Raw genomic sequence first — 18,707 nt, 5'->3', positions numbered from 1 at the left:
CCCGTGGTCCTTCCTACTCGATTCAGTAACCGTGGTGCGCAGACATTAGCCTGACGTTGTCCGATAGTCCCGTGCTAGTGACGCAGGAGGGAACCGGTCGTGCTTGATCCCCGGCCACTCGTCGACATCGCCGCAGCCATCGGACGGGAAGCAGGTGCTCTCGTCCAGCGCATGCGCGCGTCCGCGGTGGTGTCGTTCGACACGAAGAGCACCTCCACCGACGTGGTGACGGAAGCCGACCGCGCCTCGGAACAACTCGTTCGGACGCGTCTGTCCGAGGCCCGGCCCGGTGAGCCGGTGCTGGGCGAGGAGGAGGGCGGGTCCGTCGGCTCCGGCCTGACCTGGGTCGTCGACCCGATCGACGGCACCGTCAACTACCTCTACGGCATCCCCTGGTACTCGGTGTCGATCGCGGCGCAGCTCGACGGCGAGTCCGTCGCCGGCGCGGTCTTCGAGCCGGCGACCGGCCGGATGTGGACGGCGGCGCGCGGGCACGGCGCGTTCCTCGACGGCGAACCGGTGCGCGTGTCGGCGGCCACGGACCTGTCGCTGTCGCTGCTGGGCTACGGCTTCGAATACCGCGCCGAACGCCGTCAGCGCCAGGCCGACACCTGGGCAGCGATGTCGACCCGCGTGCGGGACATGCGCCGTGCCGGTGCCGCCTCGCTCGACCTGTGCTCGGTGGCCGCCGGTCGCCTCGACGCCTACGCCGAGCACGGCCTGGGCCGCTGGGACTGGGCGGCGGGCGCGCTGGTCGCCGCCGAGGCGGGTGCGGTGGTGCGGCTGCCGGGGACGTCGCCGGAGCTGGGGGAGGACGCCACGTTCGCCGCCGCGCCCGGTGTCGCCGACGCCATGTACACGGCGTTGGTGGAGTCGGGCTTCGGCAAGGTCTGATTGACGCGGCTTGTGCACGTTGACCGGATCAACATGTGGATTGATCCGGTCAACTGATGACTGATCGCTGTCCAGTCAACCTGGACTCAGCTGGAGCCGTCTGGCTCACGGCCGGGTGGAGCGGGACGAGAGGTCAGCAGGTCACTTCACGGGCCGCGGCCACGTTGTCGGCGTTCAGCGTCGGCGGGTTCGGCTCGGCGACCTGACCGCCCTGCTGCTCCGGCTGCTGGTCCGCCCACTCCTTGAGCTGGTCGAGGACCTTGCGGGCGGCGCTGTTCGGCTTGACCTCGTCGAACTTCTTGCCCACCGACACGTCGACGGTCGCGTCCTGGCGGTCGTCGCGCACCAGCTCCAGGCACGGTTCGACGAGCGACAACGTCCGCGCCGCCTGGGCGCCGGGCGCACCGAAGCGGAGCTGGCCGCGGCAGTTCATGTCCCCCGCGGGGTAGACCGGGTCGTTGCCGGGTTCGGCCGCCTGCTTCATGCCGAGCTCGGTGAGCATCACCGCCACGGCCTTCGCGTGGTTGCGCTGCGTCGAGGCGTTCACCACGCGGAAGTTCACGTCACCCACCGGAACCGGGTTCGTGCGGTCCAGCGCGTCGTGCTCCAGCACCGTGCCCAGGGCGGGCGGCGGCGCGACCGGCGCTGCCGCCGGGTCGACCACGCTCGTCACGTTCGTGGTCGTGCCGCCGGGCGGGTTGCACCTGATGGCCGCGTCCACGTCACTGGCGCTGCCGAGCACCTCCACCCACACGAAGACGGAGCTGACCAGCAGCACCGTGAACAGGATGAGCGCGGGTACCGGCCGGCGCCGCTTGTACGGCGTCAAGCTTCCCGATGCGGGTCCCACGTCCGAAGCCCTCCCCGTGTTCCAACCCTCTGATCAGCCTAGGCCCTGCCCGGCCGGCGTGCGCCGCGGCGCACGTGACCCACCGCACCGGCCCGGTCGCTCTCAGTCAGGACGGTACCTGCCCGGAGCGAGGTTGCACGCCGAGCCGAAGGTGCTCCCGCACAGGGTATCGGTCCAGCGTAGAAAGGTTGTGTCACCCGTCCGGTCGGTAAGGGGTAACCCGATGTCGGGTCATTCGGGCAGTGAGCTACCCTCTGCGCGCTCCGCACACATGTCGATCAAGCCGACGGTCACGTCAAGGGGGTTGGCTTGCCACGGAGTGCGAGAGACCTACGTCACCTTGACGTGGGGCACAAAAGAGGGCGCTGGAGCGTTAACCAGCGACACGAACAGTCTCCGTAGACCGCAGGGGTGAAGAAGATGGCGACCGACTACGACGCGCCGCGTCGCAGCGAGGCGGACGAACTCGCTGAGGACTCCCTCGAGGAGTTGAAGGCCCGGCGGAACGAGACGCAGTCCGGCGTCGTCGACGTCGACGAGGACGCGAGCGCGGAGAACTTCGAGCTTCCCCGGAGCCGACCTGTCCGGCGAGGAGCTGACGTTCAAGGTCCTGCCCAAGCAGGCCGACGAGTTCACGTGCTCCAAGTGCTTCCTGGTGCACCACCGCAGCAGGCTCGCCGAGGACAACGGCGGCGTGTACATCTGCCGCGACTGCGCCTGATCCGCAGGCCTCAACAGCACTGGGCGCTCACCCGCACGGGTGGCGCCCAGTTGTGTCTTGACCGACCTCGACGGCACCGTCGAACTTCAGCCTTTCGGGGAAACCTCAGGCCTTCAGCGCGGCGGCGAGCCGCTCGGGGTGGCGGGTGCTGACCAGCCAGTAGGGCGTCGGGTCCTCCGGGTCGGTCACCCGCACGCGCACCATCGGCTTGACCCAGCCGCGGTGCAGCACGAACGCCGCCGGGTCTAGCTCACGGCCCATGGCGGCGCGCCGGGCCTCCGGCGCGATGACCTCCACCTCGCCCAGCAGCTCCAGCGGGATGTGGGCCTCGCCCACGTGCAGCTCACCGCCGGACACCTCGACCTTCGTCGACCCCATCCGGACGATCAGCAGGACGGTCAGCGGCAGCAGGACCGCGTACGGCAGCCAGGAGCGCACCCCGGGGAACCCCATGTGCACCTCGGCGGCCAGCAGCGCGGCGGCCAGCAGAGGCAGCGGCCAGATCCACCACGTCACGTACAGGCGCTCGCGGAAGGTCGTAGTGGCGGTCACGGCAGTCTCACTCACGTCGTCAGGGTAATCTCGGCCGCCGTGTCCAGCGTCGAGGTGTTGCTGACCCGGCTCGATCCGGGGGTTCCCGTGCCCGCCTACGCCCGTCCCGGCGACGCGGGCGCCGACCTGGTCACCACGTCGGACGTGGTCATTCCACCAGGCGAGCGCGCGGTGGTCGGCACCGGTGTCGCGATCGCGCTCCCCGACGGGTTCGCGGGCTTCGTGCACCCCCGCTCCGGCCTGGCCGCGCGGGTCGGGTTGAGCGTGGTGAACACGCCGGGGACGATCGACTCGGGCTACCGCGGTGAGATCCGCGTTTGCCTCGTGAACCATGATCTGCGTGAGCCGATCGCCCTCTCGCGCGGCGACCGGATCGCCCAGCTCGTCGTGCAACGCGTCGAGCATGCGGTGTTCCGGGAGGTCACGGCGCTGCCGGAGACGGAGCGCGGTGCGGGGGGCTACGGCTCGACCGGCGGGCACGTGGTGCTCGCCGGCACGGCAACCACAGAGACCGAGGGGTAAGGGATGTTCGGAAGGCGCCGCAAGCGCGGTCGTCACTCCGCGGGGGGCGTTGACACCGGCCTGGAGAACGACGAGGTCTTCGACGACGTGGAAGGCCCGTGGGACTCGACCGTCGCACCGAAGGACGACGTGCAGCGGCTCGACCTGGGTTCGGTGCTGCTGCCCATGCCGGACGAGGCCCAGCTGCAGGTCGAGATGGACCAGCAGAGCGCATCCGTGCGCGCGGTGCACATCCTCACGCCCGTCGGTCAGCTGACGGTGAGCGCGTTCGCCGCGCCGAAGTCCGGTGGCCTCTGGAAGGAGGTCGGCGCCGAGCTGATCGCGGGCCTCAAGGAGGACGGCGCCCGCATCAACCGGGAGAACGGCGAGTGGGGCGAGGAGATCACCGCGCGCAACCAGGGCGTGCAGATCCTCTTCGTCGGCATCGACGGCCCGCGCTGGATGCTGCGCGGTGTCGCCGCCGGTCCCGAGGAGCACTTCGAGCACAACGCCGCGGCGTTGCGCGAGATGATCCGCGGCACCGTGGTCGTGCGCGGTGAGCAGCCGATGCCGCCCCGCACCCCGCTGCCCGTCGAGCTGCCGGAGGCGATCGCCCGGCAGATCCAGCAGCAGCAGGGCTAACGCCCCTGCGCCCGACGCCACGCCTGCACCGCACGCCCCAGCGCGTGCGGGTAGGCGTCCAGCGTCGTCTCCACCAGCACGGCGCGCGGCAGTGCGTCCGCCCACGCGCGTGCGACCTCGACCGGGTGCACCGGGTCGTCGACGCAGCCGACGATCCCCGCGGGCACGTCGAGGGACCTCAGCTCCGCCAGGGTCGGCGCGACCGACTCGGCCGCCTCGGCGAGGTGCGGCACGAGCAGCTCGCCGTAGCCGTGCCAGGCGCGCCGCAGCTCGTCGTGCAGCCAGCCGGACGTGCCGGCGAGCGCTGCGTCGATCCCATGTGCCGCAACGACTTGCGCGCTCGCCCTCGCCGCGAGTGCGGCCGGTGCGCCGTCCGGGCTGCCGTTCCACGCGGGCAGCGCGAGCACGAGCCCCGCGCACCGGTCCGGGTTGCGGACCGCCCACGACGCGGCGACGTGCGCGCCGAGCGAGACGCCCCCCACCACGATCGGGTGCTCTGCGGCGGCGTGTTCCAGTGCCGTCAACCGTTCACTGAGTGTGCGGACGTGCGGAGCGTCAATCACTGCTCCGACCTGCGACAACGGGTCCGTGAAGACGGAACGGACAAACACGGCGTCGGAGGCGGTACCGGGCAGCAGGAGGACAGTCTCGACAGGCACGGCCGAGATTGTCCGCCCTCGTGCGTACCCTCACTGTCAGACGGTCCACACCACTGGGCCACCAAGGCACTGCAGGAGTCGGGGATGGGCGGCTATTGGCACCGCTTGGTGCGTCGCTTGACCAGCGACGTCGCCGAGCTCGACGCGGACGACCTGTCGCGGAAAGCGGAGGCCGTCGGCGCGGTGAAGGCCTGCGACTGCAAGTCCGGTGAGGAGGTCACCGTCCTGGGCCGGCTCCGCAGCGTGGAGCTCTGCCCCCGCGACGCGGCCGCCACCCTGGAAGCCGAGCTCTACGACGGCACCGAGGGCGTCACCCTCGTCTGGCTCGGCCGCCGTCGCATCGCGGGCATCGAGCCTGGTCGGACGATCAAGGCCCGTGGCCGCATCGCCGTGCGCGACGGGCGCAAGGTGCTCTACAACCCCTATTACGAGTTGCAGATCGCTTCATGACCTCAGCCAAGACCGAAGAAAAGCAGCCCACCGTCCTCGAGCAGATGGGCGGAGTGAGCGGAATGCTCTACTCCTCGCTGCCCGTCGTCGTCTTCGTGATCGTCAACTTCGCCGCCAAGAACCTCATGGCCGCGATCATCAGCGCCCTGGCGGCGGCCGTCGTGATCGGCGTGGTCCTCGCCGTCCGCAAGGGCACGATCCAGCCCGCCATCTCCGCCGTCTTCGGCGTCGGCATCGCCGCGTTCATCGCCTACAAGACAGGTGAGGCCAAGGGCTTCTTCCTGTTCGGCATCTGGCAGAGCGTCGTCTACGGCGGCGCGTTCCTGCTGTCGATCCTCGTGCGCTGGCCGCTGGCCGGCGTGATCTGGGCTTTCCTCAACGGCAGGGACCGCTCCTGGCGCTCCGACAAGGCCTCGCTGCGCGACTACGACATCGCCACCTTCGTGTGGGCGCTCGTCTTCTTCGCCCGCTTCGTCGTGCAGCGCTGGCTCTACGAGGAGGACCAGGTCGGCTGGCTGGCCGTCGCCCGCCTCGGCATGGGCTACCCGCTGATGGCCATCGCCCTCGTCGCCACCGTGTGGGCCGTCCGCCGCGCCGACAAGCGCCTCAAGGCCGCGGAGGAAGCAGCCGAGCGGGAGGCGGAGGCCGAGCTCGCCGCGGAGACCGACGAGGTCCTCGCCCGCACGGCCGACGACCTGCTCACCCCGGACATGGACGAGCTGAAGCGCACCGTCGAGCAGGAGTCGCGCGAGAAGTCCCGCGACTGACGCACTTTCGACACGGACAGGGCCGGGCCTCCGCGAGGAAGCCCGGCCCTGTCCCGTTCCGCACGAGGCTCGTCGCGGGACCGGTCGCTCGCTAGCACTGGCCGAAGAGCGCGCGCAGCCCGCACCGCCCGGTGACGCCGACCGCCGCGTACGTGGTGTGCAGGTGGTTGTCGACGGTGCGCTTGGCGATGGCCAGGCGGTCGGCGATCTCGGTGTTCGTCAGCCCCGCCACGGCCAGGCGCGCGATCTCCCGCTGACGGTGGGTGAGGGCGACGAGCGTGCTCGTGACCGCCAGGCCCGGTGTGGTCGCGCCGTCGAACGACTCGGCGAGCGCGGCGGCCTGCCGTTCCAACCGGTCCGCGTCGCGGGGCCGGTCGTGCAGGCGGGACAGGCGGCCGGCCTCGGCGATCGACTCGGCGGCGAACAACGTGGCACCGCACGCCAGGAACGCCGCCGCCACCTCCTCCAGCCCCGCCGGGTCACGCAACGCGCGCGCCTGCGCGTGGGTGGCGTATGCGGTTGTGAGCGGGTCTTTGCGCGACTTCGCCAGTTCCAGCAGACGCGGTGAGGTGTCGGCACCGAATCGTGCAGCGTCGTGCAGCGACACGATTTCCTCGGAATGTGCGCCGTGGGCCCATGCGGCGGCGGCGTTGTCCAACGCTGCCTGCACGGCCTCATCGACCCGTCCCGCACTCGCGAGCACCCACGACCGTGCGCCACCGACGGTGAACCGCGCCACGCGCCAGGCCGGTCGCAACCCGGCCTCGGCACCGGCCAGCGCGCGTTGCGCGCGATCGGTCTGCCCCCGCAGTGCGGCTCCGGTGGCGAACTCGGCCAGCAGCACGACGTCCCACAGCGTCAGCGGTGTGTTCGGCTCGGGAAGGCCTTCGGCGCTGATCCGCACAGCCGCCGCCGCTTGTCCGCGCATGCGCGCGCTCTGGCTCAACAACACCCGCGACGACACCTGGGATGCCGTGCTGTGCCCTTCTTCGGCCAACGTCCGCGTGGCACGTTCCTCGGCCGGCGCCAGGTCACCGGAGAGCAGAAGGCTCGCCGTGCAGACCTCGTCATCGGCTTCGACCCGCGCGATGGCGTCGGCGTGGTGGCCGCTGAGCCGGTCGGCGACCGCGAGCACCCGCCGGCCGGCCCGTTCGTCCTCGGCGAGCAGCAGCGCGCCGACCAGCCGGAGCACCGGTACCGGTGCGGCCTCCACCGCGAACTCCGCCGCGGTGTGCAGGACCGCGCGTTCCAGCTCCGCGGGCAGTGCCGCCGCTGTCAGCTCGTCCAGCACGGCGACAGCGGCTTCCTCGTCTCCCAGACCGAAGAACAGCTCGGACGCCCGCGTGCGGGCGACCTCGACCCGCCGCGCTTCGTCGCGCCCGACCAGGGGCAACTGATCGCTCACAGCTGGTAAGTGTGCGGATGCGCTCCGCAGATACCGCTCGATCGGTGTGTCCTGCGGTCCGATGCCGACGTCGGGGCCGCATGACACTCCTGAAGCCGGGAACGACCAGCCACAGCGCAGCGGTCGAGATCGCCGGTCCCAACCGGTTTAACGGCATCGCGGTGCAGCTATGGGACTGCCATGGCGGCGACGACCAGCACTGGAACGCACCCTGATATCCGATATCCAGTACATCAGCACGCGATATATCGGATATGAGCTCTAGCTCCGAGCCCATATCCGATATGCAGTATCCGATATGCGGTATATCAGTAGCCGAGCGCGGACTTGATGTCCTGCTCGACCGCGGCGGTCGTGACGAACAGCAGCTCGTCGCCGCCTTCGAGGGTGTCGTCCGGCTGCGGCACGATGACCCGCCCGCCCCGCAGGATCGTCACCAGCGCGGCGTCACGCGGCAGGGTCAGCTCCGACACCGCGCGCCCGGCGAACGGCGTCGACTCGTCGAGCGTGATCTCCACCAGGTTCGCCTGGCCCTGGCGCAGCGTCAGCAGCCGCACCACGTCGCCGATCGTCACCGACTCCTCGACCATCGCGGCGAGCAACCGCGGCGTCGACACGGCGACGTCGACCCCCCACGACTCGGTGAAGAGCCATTCGTTCGTCGGGTCGTTCACTCGCGCCACCACGCGCCGCACCGCGAACTCGGTCTTCGCGAGCAGCGACACCACCAGGTTGACCTTGTCGTCACCGGTCGCGGCGATCACCACGTCGCACAGCTGCATGCCGGCGTCCTCCAGGGACGACAGCTCGCACGCGTCGGCCTGCACCCACTCGGCCTGCTCCACCGAGTTCGGGTCGAAGTGCGCCCGGTCCCGTTCGATCAGCATGACCTGGTGCCCGTCCTGGACGAGCTCCTGCGCGATGGACCGCCCCACCGCACCCGCACCAGCGATCGCGATCCGCATCAGCTCTCCTCCGGTGCCTGCAGCGCCGCGGCCGCGACGTCGGTGACCGTGCCGGACAACGCCGCCACGTAGATGGTGTCGTCCGCCTGCACCGTGGTCTTCGCGTCGGGCAGCACGCCCGTGCCGAACCGCATGAGGAACGCCACCCGCGCCCCCACCGCGGCCTCCAGCTCGAACACCGGCCGGCCCACCCACCGCTCGTCGACCTCGACCGGCAGCACCGCCACCGTGCCGGACGGGTCGCGCCACGCCGTCGCCGCGCCCTCGGGCAGCAGCATGCGCAGGAACCGGTCGGTGCTCCACGGCACCGTGGCCACCGTCGGGATGCCCAGCCGCTCGTACACCGCGGCCCGCTTGTGGTCGTAGATGCGCGCGACGACGTGCTCCACGCCGAACGTCTCCCGCGCCACCCGCGCCGAGATGATGTTCGAGTTGTCGCCGCTGGAGACCGCCGCGAACGCGCCGGCGCGCTCGACACCCGCCTCGATCAGCACGTTGCGGTCGAACCCGTTCCCGACGACCTGCTGGCCGTGGAAGTCCCCGCCCAGCCTGCGGAACGACTGCGCGTCCTTGTCGATCACGGCGACCTGGTGGTCCAGCCGTTCCAGGGCCTTGGCCAGGGACGCCCCCACCCGCCCGCAACCCATGATCACCACGTGCACCGAATGCCTCCTCAGGCGAACTCTGCGCAGAACCTACCGAGCATTAGCCCGTCCCGGTGAGCGGACCCCTTACGCTCTGGCCGTGTCCAAGCTCGCCACCGCTGCCAAACGCCTCCTGGTCGGACGGCCGTTCCGCAGCGATCGCCTCGCTCACACCCTGCTGCCCAAGCGCATCGCCTTGCCGGTCTTCGCCTCCGACGCCATGTCGTCGGTCGCGTACGCGCCGGAGGAGATCTTCCTGATGCTGTCGGTGGCGGGCTTGAGCGCCTATGCGATGGCACCGTGGGTGGGGGTGGCGGTCGTGGTCGTGATGCTGACCGTGGTCGCCAGCTACCGGCAGAACGTGCACGCCTACCCGTCGGGTGGCGGTGACTACGAGGTCGCGACGGTCAACCTGGGCCGCAGGGCAGGGCTCACGGTGGCCAGCGCCCTGCTCGTCGACTACATCCTCACCGTCGCGGTGTCGATCTCGGCGGCGATGGCGAACATCGGCTCGGCCATCCCGTTCGTCGCCACGCACAAGGCGGAGTTCGCGGTGGCGGCCATCGTGCTGCTGACGGCGGTGAACCTGCGCGGCATCCGCGAGTCCGGCAGCGCGTTCGCCGTCCCCGTCTACGCGTTCATGATCGGCGTGTTCGGCCTGATCGGCTACGGGCTGTTCCGCGGCTTCGTCCTGGGCGACGAGATGCGTGCGGAGAAGCTCCGGCCTGGAGATCCACGCCGAGTCGGACCACCTGATGGGACTGGCGTTCGTGTTCCTGGTGCTGCGGGCTTTTTCGTCCGGTTGCGCCGCTTTGACCGGTGTCGAGGCGATCAGCAACGGCGTGCCCGCGTTCCGCAAGCCGAAGTCGCGCAACGCCGCGACGACGTTGTTGCTGATGGGCGGCATCTCGGTCGTCATGCTGATGGGCCTGATCATCCTCGCCCAGCTCACCGACGTGCGGATGGCCGAGTCGCCCGCGCAGCAGATCACCAACGCCCCTGAGGGCTACGAGCAGAAGACGATGGTCGCGCAGATCGCGCACGCCGTGTTCGACAGCTTCCCGCCCGGCTTCTACTTCATCGCCGGCGTCACCGCGCTCATCCTGGTGCTCGCCGCGAACACCGCGTTCAACGGCTTCCCGGTGCTCGGCTCGATCCTCGCCCAGGACCGCTACCTGCCCCGCCAGCTGCACACCCGCGGCGACCGGCTGGCGTTCTCCAACGGCATCCTGTTCCTCGCCGGCTTCGCGGTCGTGCTGGTGATCGCGTTCGACGCCGAGGTCACCCGGCTGATCCAGCTCTACATCGTGGGCGTGTTCGTGTCGTTCACGCTCAGCCAGCTCGGCATGATCAAGCACTGGCAGCGGCTGCTCAGGACCGAGACCGACGCCCAGGCACGCACCAGGATGCGCCGCTCCCAGATGATCAACACCTTCGGCCTGGCGCTGACCGCGACCGTGCTGATCATCGTGCTCATCACGAAGTTCACGAAGGGCGCGTGGATCGCCATCGCGGCGATGGCGGCCATCTACGCGTTGATGACCGCGATCCGCAAGCACTACGACACCGTCGCCGAGGAGCTGCGCCAGCAGGAGCGGGTCCGCACGCTGCCGGCCCGCAACCACGCGATGGTCCTGGTGTCCAAACTGCACATGCCGACGCTGCGGGCGCTGTCCTACGCCAAGGCCACCCGCCCGGACGTGCTGGAGGCCGTCACGGTCAACGTCGACGACGGCGACACCCGCAAGCTCGTCGCGGACTGGGAGCGGGAGAACTTCAAGGTCCCGCTGAAGGTCATCGAGTCGCCGTACCGCGAGATCACCAAGCCCGTCCTCGACTACGTGAAGCGGGTCAGGTCGGACAACCCGCGCGATGTCGTTACGGTGTTCATCCCCGAGTACGTGGTCGGCCACTGGTGGGAGCAGCTGCTGCACAACCAGAGCGCGTTGCGGCTCAAGGGAAGGCTGCTTTTCCAGCCGGGAGTGATGGTGACGAGCGTGCCCTGGCAGCTCACGTCGGCGGCCAAGGTCCGCGACAAGGACGTCATCGCGCCCGGCGCTGTCCGGAGGGGACTTGACGACCGGTGAGCTGGGTAGGACGACGTTTCGAGGTAGAGGTGGGGCCCGTCGCGCACGGCGGGCACTTCGTCGCACGGCACGAGGGCCGTGTTCTGTTCGTGCGCCACGCATTGCCCGGTGAGCGCGTTGTCGCCTCCGTGTACGAGGACAACGGCGGGTCGTTCTGCCGTGCGGACGCCGTGGAGGTCCTCCAGGCGTCACCGGACCGCGTCGAGGCCCCATGTCCGTTCAGCGGGCCGGGGCTGTGCGGCGGCTGCGACTTCCAGCACGTGGCGTGGGACGCGCAACGGGAGCTGAAGGCGCAGGTCGTCCGCGAGCAGCTGAGCCGTCTCGGCAAGATCGAGCGGGACGTGGTCGTGGAGGCGCTGCCGGGCGGGCCGCTGGAGTGGCGGACCCGCATCCGGATGGCCGTCGACGGTGACGGGCGACCCGGTTTCCGCGGCACCCGTTCCCACGATGTGATCCCGGTCGACCACTGTGTGATCAGCCGGCCGGGCATGGTCGAGGCCGTGACCGACCGCAGGTGGCGGGCGCAGGAGCTGACGATCGTCCAAGACGGTGACGGCAACCGCCATGTGGGTGAGGTGCGCGGCCGACACACCGTGCGACGCGCCGGAACCGGTACGGCCGTCGAGACGGCCGCCAGCCGAAAGTGGCGAATTTCCGCCGACGGCTTCTGGCAGGTCCACCCGGCGGCGGCGGACACGTTCGCGACCGTCGTGGGGCAGTGGGCCGCGGCCGAGCCCGGCCAGCGCGCGTGGGACCTCTACGGCGGCGCCGGGCTGTTCGCGTCGGTGCTCGGCCGCCAGGTCGGTGACACCGGGTCCGTGCTGGTCGTGGAGTCCTTCCCGGGCGCGGTCGAGGACGGCAGGCGCAACCTGCGGCGCATGCCCCAGGTCGAGTGGGTCGTGGGCAAGGTAGAACGCCTGGTGACCCGTCCGCTGCCGGTGGAGGACCCGCAGGTCGTGGTCCTCGACCCACCGCGCAAGGGGGCGGGCAAGGTCGTTGTGGCTGAAGTCGCACGGCGCCGTCCGCAGCGGGTGGTCTACGTGGCCTGCGACCCCGCCGCACTGGCACGTGACCTGGCCGAATTCACAGTTCAGGGGTACCGGCTCGACCAGCTGCGGGCCTTCGACGCGTTCCCGATGACCCACCACGTGGAGTGCATCGCCCTGCTCGTACCTGAGACGCGCTGACCATGCGTCTCAGTCGCGTCTCCGTAGACTGAGCCGAAGTCTTCAGGAGTGAGGTGGCGTGGTGACCCTGCTGGAGTCCGTGCACGGACCGGCTGATCTGAAACGGATGGACGAGGCGCAGCTGACGCAGCTGTGCGAGGAGATCCGGCGTTTCCTGGTCGACAAGGTGTCCAAGACGGGCGGGCACCTCGGCCCGAACCTGGGTGTCGTCGAGCTGACCGTGGCACTGCACCGGGTGTTCGACTCGCCGCAGGACCCGATCGTGTTCGACACCGGGCACCAGTCGTACGTCCACAAGATCGTCACCGGCCGGCGCGACGGTTTCGACCGGCTGCGCCAGCAGGGCGGCATGTCGGGCTACCCGTCGCGGTCGGAGTCCGAGCACGACGTGCAGGAGAGCTCGCACGCCTCGACGGCGCTGTCCTACGCGGACGGCCTGGCCAAGGCGAAGCAGATCAACGGCAGCGGCGGCCACGTGGTCGCCGTCGTCGGCGACGGCGCGCTGACCGGCGGCATGTGCTGGGAGGCGCTGAACAACATCGCGGCGGACAAGACGCGCCCGGTCGTGATCGTGGTCAACGACAACGGCCGCTCGTACTCGCCGACGATCGGTGGTCTCGCCGACCACCTGTCGTCGCTGCGGCTGCGCCCCGGCTACGAGCGCGTGCTGGAGAAGGGCAAGAGCGCCCTGCAGCAGACGCCGTTCTTCGGCAAGCCGCTCTACGCCGCCCTGCACGCCGCCAAGCGCGGCATCAAGGACGCGCTGGCGCCGCAGGCGATGTTCGAGGACCTCGGCCTCAAGTACATCGGCCCGGTCGACGGCCACGACCAGGCGACGCTCGAGTCCGCGTTGCAGCGCGCGAAGTCGTTCGGCGGCCCGGTGATCGTGCACGCGGTCACCCGCAAGGGCATGGGCTTCGCGCCGGCCGAGAACCACGAGGCCGACCAGATGCACGCCACCGGGATCATCGACCCGATCACCGGCGAGGACGTGAAGCCGGCCGGCCGGACCTGGACGCACGTGTTCTCCGACGCGCTCGTCGACGTCGGCCGCGAGCGCTCCGACGTCGTGGCGATCACCGCCGCGATGCAGGGGCCCACCGGCCTCGACCCGTTCGCCAAGGCGTTCCCGGAGCGCTTCTTCGACGTCGGCATCGCCGAGCAGCACGCGCTGACCTCCGCCGCCGGCCTCGCCATCGGCGGCCTGCACCCGGTCGTCGCCGTCTACGCCACGTTCCTCAACCGGGCGTTCGACCAGCTGCTCATGGACGTCGCGCTGCACCGGCAGGGCGTCACGGTCGTGCTCGACCGCGCGGGCGTCACCGGCCCGGACGGCGCGTCGCACCACGGCATGTGGGACATGTCGATCCTCGGCGTGATCCCCGGCGTCCACGTGGCGGCACCGCGCGACGCCGCCTCGCTGGTCGAGGAGCTGCGCGAGGCCGTGGAGATCTCGGACGCGCCCACCGTCATCCGCTACCCGAAGGCGTCCGTGGGCAAGGACCTGCCCGCGGTGGAACGCGTGGGCTCGGTCGACGTGCTCCGCCGCTCCGGCAACGACGTGCTGCTGGTCACGGTCGGCGCGCTGGGCGAGCTGGGGCTGGAGGCCGCGCAACGGCTTGAGGACCAGGGCATCGGCGTGACGGTCGTCGACCCGAGGTGGATCTACCCGATGTCGGGCGACCTCGTGGAGCTGGCCGCGGCGCACAAGCTCGTCGTGACCGTCGAGGACGGCGGCCGCCACGGCGGCTTCGGTTCGGCGCTCGCGGCCGCGCTGCGCGACGCCGACGTCGAGGTGCCGTTGCGTGACATCGCCCTGCCGCAGCAGTTCCACGACCACGGCTCGCGCGGCGAGGTGCTGTCGCTGTGCGGCATCACCGCGCAGGACGTGGCGCGCCGCGTCACCGAGTGGGCGGCCCGCCTGGAGTGCCTGCCGGTGGAAATCGACGCGCGGGCGGACAAGCAGGTCGGCTAGCCTCCTCCTCGCGCCCGCTCCCCGGTGGCCCGGCAGGTCTTCCTCGCCCGGGTTCCACGATCGAAGCGGGCACTGGGTGCCTTTGAAGCACCAGGTTCGAATCCTGGAACCACGACCCCGGTCGCACACGGGGGCGTCGGGCCCTGCGCGTCCCTTGTGGACGCCCGCCCGCCGTCCCGCCGGCCGGGGTCGCGGTGTACCCGGACCGAGGGGGGAGAGATGGTGAAGCACACGCTGTACCCGTGGGAGCGGGGTGTCCGGTTCGACCGCGGTGTGCTGGTGGGCGAGGTCGGTCCCGGCCGGCACCGCCTACCGTGGCGGGCCGCGCTGCACCGCGTTGACGTCCGCCCGCGCACGATGACCCCGGCGGCGCAGGACGTGCCCACCTCCGACGGTGTGCTGGTGCGCGTGACCGTCGTGGTGCGGTGGGCGGTGTCGTCGCCGACGAGGTTCATCGTCGAGTCAGCGTCTACCGAAGCTGAGCTGTACACGGCCGTGCAGCTGGCGTTGCGCGGTGCGGTGCTCACGCGCGCCCATTCGGCGGTAGACCCCGAGCGCGAGGCCATCGCGGCCGAGGTCGCCGCCGGTGTCGCCGCACGGGCCGAAGAGCTGGGCATCTCCGTTGCCGAGGTGGCCGTGCGCGACGTCGTGATGCCCGGTGAGCTGCGCCGTGCGGCGCTGGCCGAGCTGGTCGCGGCCGCGGAGGGACGGGCCGCGCTGGAGCGGGCGCGCGGGGAGACCGCGGCGCTGCGGTCGTTGCTGAACGCCGCCCGGCTGGCCGAGGAGCACCCGGCGCTGCTGGAGCTGCGGGCGTTGCAGGCGGCGTCGACCGTCGTCGTGGACCGGCCTAGGCGAGCCTGACCGGCAACGAGCGCAGCCGGCCGCCCATGATCCCGACCGGTTCGGTGCGGGTGGGGACGGCGGTCAGCCGCGCGTTCGGGTAGGCGGTCCGGAAGGTCTCCGCGAGGGCGCGCAGCTCCAGCTGGGCCAGCTGCGCGCCGATGCAGTAGTGCGGGCCGTGCCCGAACACCAGGTCCGGGACGCGGGTCAGGTCGACCAGCACGGGCGAGCCCGCGGGCACCCTCGTGCCGCCGAGGTCCACCTCGGCCGTGGTGAAGCGCCACAGCGTGTACGGCGCCGGTGGGTGCTCCCGCAACGACTCCCGCACCAGCACGTCCGGCGGCTCGTCGGTAGTGAGCAGGCGGGCGACGAGCGAGCCGGCCGCGAGGTCGGTGGTGATCTGCCCGGCGAACAGGATCGTGAACACCTGGTAGTGCAGGTCCTGCTCGGTCGTGCCGGGCGGCATGCGGAAGCTCCGCGGTCGCCTCCGCCGACAGCCGTGCGAAACCGGCCATGGCGGCGGGGACGTGCGCCGGGTAGTCGACCAGCATCAGGCGGCACGACGTCATCGCCGTCTCGACGTGGTGCGCGGGGATGCCGAGCAGCTCGCACAGCACCGCCAGCGGGTACCGCGGCGTGAAGTCCTCGACGAGGTCGACCTCGTCGGGCAGCTCACCGAGCAGCTGCTCCGCGATATATCGCACACGGGGGTAGAACGCGCGCAGCTTCGCGGCGTTGAACAGCGGCGCGAAGGCCTTGCGCAGCTCCGCGTGCGGCTCACCGTCGAGCGTGGTGATCGCGAGCTGTTGTCCGGCTGTCGGTTCGAGGCCCGCTGTCGCGGCGTCCCAGTGCTTCGGCGCGAGCGCGGTGTCCTTGGCGAACCGGCTGTCGGTGAGCACCTCCTTCGCCAGGCCGGGTTCGGTGACGATCCAGACGGGGTGGTCGTACCAGATTTGCTGCATCACGCAGTGACTGTATCGCGCAGTAGCTGCGTTGCGCAGTGATTGTGCGGCGCTCGTATGCTCGCGACCATGACGCAGCTGCTGGACGAGGTCTTGCGTGCCGTGGCCAGGTGGCAGATCCCGGTGATCCAGTTCAACGGGATGCTCGCCGAGCGCCTCGGCATGAACTGGACAGACCTCCAGGCGCTGTTCGTGCTGGCCAACGACGGCCCGGCCACTCCGGGCGAGCTCGCCAAGCGGGTCAACCTGACCAGCGGCTCCGCCTCGCGGATGATCGAGCGGCTCGTCCGGGCCGGGTACGTGCGCCGGGTGCCGGACCCGCACGACCGGCGCAAGGTCGTCATCGAACCCGACGACGACGCGGTGCGCCGGGTCGGCGGGCTCTACGACTCGCTGAACGAACGGCACCTGGCCGACCTCGGCTCGTTCGACGAGACCGAGCTGGCCGCGGTGCTGCGGTTCCTGCGGACCGCGGCCGCCCGCACGGAGGAGCAGATCCGACAGGGCCTGTGAAGGTGCCGTTAAGCGCCTTCTCAGGTGTTTGTGGCACCTTTGTGGCGTGCGGATATTGGTAGTCGAGGACGAGGTGCCGCTGGCCGACGCGATCGCTCGCGGCCTGAGGCGCGAGGGCATGGCCGTGGACGTCGCCTACGACGGCGAGACCGGGCACGAGAAGTCGACGGTCACCAGGTACGACGTCGTCGTCCTCGACCGGGACCTGCCCGGCATGTCCGGTGACGAGCTGTGCAAGGAGATCCTCAGCTCCGGCGCGCTGACCAGGGTCATGATGCTGACCGCCAGCGGGTCGATCGAGGACCGCGTGTCCGGGCTCTCGCTGGGCGCCGACGACTACCTCGCCAAGCCCTTCGCGTTCCCCGAGCTTCGTCGCACGCGTGCGCGCACTGGCCCGCCGCGCGACGCCGGCGACGCCGCCCGTGCTCTCGGCGCAGGACGTCGAGCTCGACCCCGCACGGCGGACCGTGTCCCGCGGCGGGACGCCGATCGAGCTGACCCGCAAGGAGTTCGGCGTGCTCGAGGTCCTCCTCGCCGCCAAGGGCTCCGTCGTCAGCAGCGAGGAGCTGCTCGAACGCGTCTGGGACGAGAACGCCGACCCGTTCACCACGACCGTGCGCGTCACCGTGATGACGTTGCGCAAGAAGCTGGGCGAGCCGGGCATCATCGACACCGTGGTGGGTTCCGGTTACCGGGTGCCCAGTGCCTCGATCGGGTCTGCAGAGGTCTGACACGTGCGACGGCGCGGGCCGGGGCTGAGGCTCCGGATCACGCTCCTCACCACCGCGCTGGTCGCGGTGGTGAGTGCTGTGCTGCTCGCGCTCGGGTGGGTGCTGGTCGGCCGCGTCTTCGACTCGTCACCGTCGTTCCCCGCAGGCAGTCAAGTCAACGTTGACGGCGTCAACGTCGACGTGACGGTGTTGACGGAGGCGTTGACCACCGCAGCTCGCCAGGACCTAGTGCGGGCGGGGCTGGTGGCGTTCGCGTGCATGGTGCTGGCCGCGGCCGTGCTGGCGTGGACGTTCACCGGCCGGGTGCTCAAGCCCCTGCACGACGTCACCGGAGCCGCACAACGCCTGTCCGCCGAGTCGCTCGGCTCGCGGTTGCGCCTGGAGGGGCCGCGCGACGAGGTCGCGGAGCTCGCGGACACCTTCGACGCGATGCTCGACCGCCTCGAAGCCGCCTTCGACTCCCAGCGCCGGTTCGTCGCGAACGCGTCGCACGAACTGCGCACCCCCCTGTCCGTGGTGCGCACCGAGCTGGACGTGACCCTGTCCGACCCGGACGCCGACGTCGAAGAGCTGCGGCGCATGGCCGGCGTCGTGCGCGCGGCGGGGGAGCGGGCCGAACAACTGGTGTCCGCGCTGCTGTTGCTCGCGCGCACGGACGGCATCGGACTCGCGGTCCGCGAACCCGTCGACCTGTCGGCGTTGGTCGAGTCGGCGTGGAGGGCCGTGCGCGCGGAGGCCGAGGCACGTCATCTGCGCACCGTCTTCCGCTGTGCGCCCGCACTCGCCGTCGGCGACCCGGCACTGCTGGAGCGCATCGCGGGCAACCTGCTGGAGAACGCCGTCCGGCACAACCACGTCAACGGCTGGATCGAGACGACCGTCGAAACCGGCCCGCAGTGGTCGGTGCTGCGGGTGTCGTCGTCAGGTCAGCTCATCGCCCCGGACCGCGTCGAGGAGCTGTTCGAGCCGTTCCGCCGCGGCGTCAAGGACCGGACCAGCCAGTCCGGCACCGGCCTCGGACTCTCGATCGTGCGCGCCGCCGTGGCCGCGCACGGCGGGTTTGTGCAGGCAGTGGCCGTGCCGGCGGGTGGCCTGTCGGTGACCGTGCACCTGCCCAGCGCACCTCGGTGAGGCCAGGTGCAAGATCTTCGACGTGGCCCCGGTCACACTGTGCGTCGATCTTGGGGTGTTTAGGCCTTCCGTGCGAGGTCTGACCTGCGCAGATGTAGTGGCGGACCCCCGATTTGGATGTTGGGAGGCCACCGTGTAAATTTCTCTCTGCCAGCGCGGAACGGGCCGGGAAACACCGGAACGGAGCGCGGCGAAAGACTTCTAAGCCTGACACAGCCCCGGAAGTGACTC

The 18,707-nt window shown here is 70.6% G+C and carries 19 protein-coding genes and 3 pseudogenes; 15 read left to right on the top strand and 7 right to left on the bottom strand.

The window, feature by feature from the left end; translation table 11 throughout:
• The first annotated feature begins 99 nt into the window (after positions 1-99).
• Complete coding sequence (locus ACVDFE_RS36715; protein WP_360398310.1) at positions 100-894, top strand: inositol monophosphatase family protein; 795 nt, start codon at positions 100-102, stop codon at positions 892-894.
• A 133-nt stretch (positions 895-1,027) separates the two neighbouring features.
• Here the strand turns inward: ACVDFE_RS36715 and cei are convergent, their stop codons facing one another.
• Positions 1,028-1,723 (bottom strand): envelope integrity protein Cei, encoded by a 696-nt coding sequence (gene cei, locus ACVDFE_RS36710; RefSeq protein ID WP_360398308.1) that lies wholly within the window; start codon positions 1,721-1,723, stop codon positions 1,028-1,030.
• Between the two features lie 441 nt (positions 1,724-2,164).
• On the opposite strand from cei, the pseudogene ACVDFE_RS36705 reads away from it, so the two are divergent.
• Positions 2,165-2,465: pseudogene (locus tag ACVDFE_RS36705) on the top strand (DUF4193 domain-containing protein).
• 105 nt (positions 2,466-2,570) lie between these two features.
• Here the strand turns inward: ACVDFE_RS36705 and ACVDFE_RS36700 are convergent.
• Positions 2,571-3,032 (bottom strand): DUF3093 domain-containing protein, encoded by a 462-nt coding sequence (locus tag ACVDFE_RS36700; protein ID WP_360398306.1) that lies wholly within the window; start codon positions 3,030-3,032, stop codon positions 2,571-2,573.
• Positions 3,033-3,056: 24 nt separating this feature from the next.
• Here ACVDFE_RS36700 and dut point away from each other — a divergent pair, with 24 nt between their 5' ends.
• Together dut and ACVDFE_RS36690 are read left to right on the top strand one after the other, a co-directional pair.
• On the top strand, positions 3,057-3,539 hold the full coding sequence (dut, locus tag ACVDFE_RS36695) for a dUTP diphosphatase (RefSeq protein ID WP_360398304.1): 483 nt from the start codon (positions 3,057-3,059) through the stop codon (positions 3,537-3,539).
• Between the two features lie 3 nt (positions 3,540-3,542).
• A complete protein-coding gene (locus tag ACVDFE_RS36690; protein ID WP_360398302.1) occupies positions 3,543-4,160 on the top strand; it encodes a DUF3710 domain-containing protein in 618 nt (205 codons plus the stop codon).
• Here ACVDFE_RS36690 and ACVDFE_RS36685 read toward each other — a convergent pair.
• Positions 4,157-4,684 (bottom strand): alpha/beta fold hydrolase, encoded by a 528-nt coding sequence (locus tag ACVDFE_RS36685; protein WP_458433673.1) that lies wholly within the window; start codon positions 4,682-4,684, stop codon positions 4,157-4,159. The genes ACVDFE_RS36690 and ACVDFE_RS36685 overlap by 4 nt on opposite strands.
• A gap of 219 nt (positions 4,685-4,903) precedes the next feature.
• Between ACVDFE_RS36685 and ACVDFE_RS36680 the strand changes: the two genes are divergently transcribed.
• Both ACVDFE_RS36680 and ACVDFE_RS36675 read left to right on the top strand, forming a co-directional pair.
• The gene (locus tag ACVDFE_RS36680) at positions 4,904-5,269 is read left to right on the top strand and encodes an OB-fold nucleic acid binding domain-containing protein (RefSeq protein ID WP_065913341.1); all 366 of its coding nucleotides are present in this window, start codon (positions 4,904-4,906) and stop codon (positions 5,267-5,269) included.
• Positions 5,266-6,036 (top strand): DUF3159 domain-containing protein, encoded by a 771-nt coding sequence (locus ACVDFE_RS36675; RefSeq protein WP_360398298.1) that lies wholly within the window; start codon positions 5,266-5,268, stop codon positions 6,034-6,036. Before ACVDFE_RS36680 ends, ACVDFE_RS36675 begins: the two co-directional genes overlap by 4 nt.
• A gap of 91 nt (positions 6,037-6,127) precedes the next feature.
• Here ACVDFE_RS36675 and ACVDFE_RS36670 read toward each other — a convergent pair whose 3' ends face one another.
• Positions 6,128-7,441, bottom strand: coding sequence for a LuxR C-terminal-related transcriptional regulator (locus ACVDFE_RS36670; RefSeq protein ID WP_458433672.1), 1,314 nt, complete (start codon positions 7,439-7,441; stop codon positions 6,128-6,130).
• A gap of 80 nt (positions 7,442-7,521) precedes the next feature.
• On the opposite strand from ACVDFE_RS36670, the gene ACVDFE_RS36665 reads away from it, so the two are divergent.
• Entirely contained in the window at positions 7,522-7,656 is a 135-nt protein-coding gene (locus tag ACVDFE_RS36665) for a hypothetical protein (protein WP_360398294.1), read from the top strand.
• A gap of 93 nt (positions 7,657-7,749) precedes the next feature.
• Here the strand turns inward: ACVDFE_RS36665 and ACVDFE_RS36660 are convergent, their stop codons facing one another.
• Together ACVDFE_RS36660 and ACVDFE_RS36655 are read right to left on the bottom strand one after the other, a co-directional pair.
• Complete coding sequence (locus tag ACVDFE_RS36660; RefSeq protein WP_053738527.1) at positions 7,750-8,406, bottom strand: potassium channel family protein; 657 nt, start codon at positions 8,404-8,406, stop codon at positions 7,750-7,752.
• On the bottom strand, positions 8,406-9,068 hold the full coding sequence (locus ACVDFE_RS36655; protein WP_360398292.1) for a potassium channel family protein: 663 nt from the start codon (positions 9,066-9,068) through the stop codon (positions 8,406-8,408). The genes ACVDFE_RS36660 and ACVDFE_RS36655 overlap by 1 nt, the downstream gene beginning before the upstream one ends.
• Positions 9,069-9,150: 82 nt before the next feature.
• Between ACVDFE_RS36655 and ACVDFE_RS36650 the strand changes: the two are divergent.
• From ACVDFE_RS36650 to ACVDFE_RS36635, 4 genes and pseudogenes are all read left to right on the top strand, one after another.
• Positions 9,151-11,137, top strand: a pseudogene (locus ACVDFE_RS36650) (APC family permease).
• Between the two features lie 29 nt (positions 11,138-11,166).
• Positions 11,167-12,324 (top strand): class I SAM-dependent RNA methyltransferase, encoded by a 1,158-nt coding sequence (locus tag ACVDFE_RS36645; RefSeq protein WP_458433671.1) that lies wholly within the window; start codon positions 11,167-11,169, stop codon positions 12,322-12,324.
• A gap of 61 nt (positions 12,325-12,385) precedes the next feature.
• Positions 12,386-14,299 carry a 1-deoxy-D-xylulose-5-phosphate synthase gene (gene dxs / locus ACVDFE_RS36640; RefSeq protein ID WP_458433670.1) on the top strand — a complete coding sequence of 638 codons (1,914 nt, stop codon included), beginning with the start codon at positions 12,386-12,388 and terminating at the stop codon, positions 14,297-14,299.
• A 219-nt stretch (positions 14,300-14,518) separates the two neighbouring features.
• Positions 14,519-15,160, top strand: a complete 642-nt coding sequence (locus ACVDFE_RS36635) for an SPFH domain-containing protein (RefSeq protein WP_458433669.1) — start codon at positions 14,519-14,521, stop codon at positions 15,158-15,160.
• On the opposite strand, the gene ACVDFE_RS36630 is transcribed toward ACVDFE_RS36635, so the two are convergent.
• Positions 15,147-15,605 carry a hypothetical protein gene (locus ACVDFE_RS36630; protein WP_458433668.1) on the bottom strand — a complete coding sequence of 153 codons (459 nt, stop codon included), beginning with the start codon at positions 15,603-15,605 and terminating at the stop codon, positions 15,147-15,149. The genes ACVDFE_RS36635 and ACVDFE_RS36630 overlap by 14 nt on opposite strands.
• Positions 15,606-15,666: 61 nt before the next feature.
• On the opposite strand from ACVDFE_RS36630, the gene ACVDFE_RS36625 reads away from it, so the two are divergent.
• From ACVDFE_RS36625 to ACVDFE_RS36610, 4 genes and pseudogenes are all read left to right on the top strand, one after another.
• Complete coding sequence (locus ACVDFE_RS36625) at positions 15,667-16,143, top strand: hypothetical protein (protein WP_458433667.1); 477 nt, start codon at positions 15,667-15,669, stop codon at positions 16,141-16,143.
• 27 nt (positions 16,144-16,170) lie between these two features.
• The gene (locus ACVDFE_RS36620) at positions 16,171-16,614 is read left to right on the top strand and encodes a MarR family winged helix-turn-helix transcriptional regulator (protein ID WP_360398280.1); all 444 of its coding nucleotides are present in this window, start codon (positions 16,171-16,173) and stop codon (positions 16,612-16,614) included.
• Positions 16,615-16,660: 46 nt separating this feature from the next.
• A pseudogene (locus ACVDFE_RS36615) lies at positions 16,661-17,345 on the top strand (response regulator transcription factor).
• 3 nt (positions 17,346-17,348) lie between these two features.
• Positions 17,349-18,476 (top strand): sensor histidine kinase, encoded by a 1,128-nt coding sequence (locus ACVDFE_RS36610; protein ID WP_360398277.1) that lies wholly within the window; start codon positions 17,349-17,351, stop codon positions 18,474-18,476.
• The last annotated feature ends 231 nt before the right edge of the window (positions 18,477-18,707 follow it).

Source organism: Lentzea chajnantorensis (genome assembly GCF_054300775.1).
This window is presented reverse-complemented; position numbering and strand designations above follow the sequence as displayed.